The sequence below is a fragment of the Pyrobaculum sp. genome, assembly GCF_049971835.1.
Classification (GTDB): Archaea; Thermoproteota; Thermoprotei; order Thermoproteales; family Thermoproteaceae; genus Pyrobaculum.
The window spans coordinates 1-551 of record NZ_JBMFKV010000417.1; the positions used below are offsets into that span (position 1 = coordinate 1).

Genomic DNA, 551 nt, shown 5'->3' on the forward strand with positions numbered 1-551 from the left:
GCGTCTTTATTCTCAGCTTTAGGCCGGGCTTCTCTGCCTTCGCCTCTCCCTGGAGGAAGCTGAGGGCGTCTGCGGCGTCTGCAAATCTTTGTTTGTAGTCGGGGTGTAGCGCCTTTTTTAAAAACTGGTTTAGCAAATCGTCGCCTAGATCTGGTAGCTCTAGCTCGATGTCGCCGACTTTTCTGCAGTCTCTTGTGTACCCCTTCATGTATTTATAGGGGAGTTCTTTTGTGGCTAGGTATATCAACGTGGCGCCGACGGACCACACGTCGCTCTGCGGGAGGCTCTCGCCGGCCGATTGTTCAGGCGCCGTGTAGCAACCGGGGGAGATCACGATCTGAAGCGCCTTCTCGAAGCGGTGTAGCGCTGTGCCGAAGTCTACGATTTTTAAGCCGTCACGTCCCCTCATTATGTTGCTTGGCTTGATGTCTCTGTGAATTATGTCCAGCTTGTGGACGGCGGCTAGACCTTCGAGTATCTGGCGTGCTGTTTCTCTCAGCTCTTTTGCGGACATGGGCTCCTTTACATCTCTCAGCGAGCCGCCGTCGAGG

Annotated in this window: 1 protein-coding gene; it reads right to left on the minus strand. The window is 54.4% G+C overall.

The window, feature by feature from the left end; all coding sequences use genetic code 11:
• Nucleotides 1-551, minus strand: a 551-nt coding sequence (locus tag ACP5J3_RS15035) for a serine/threonine protein kinase (protein ID WP_428496412.1), incomplete at both ends; no start/stop codon positions are given.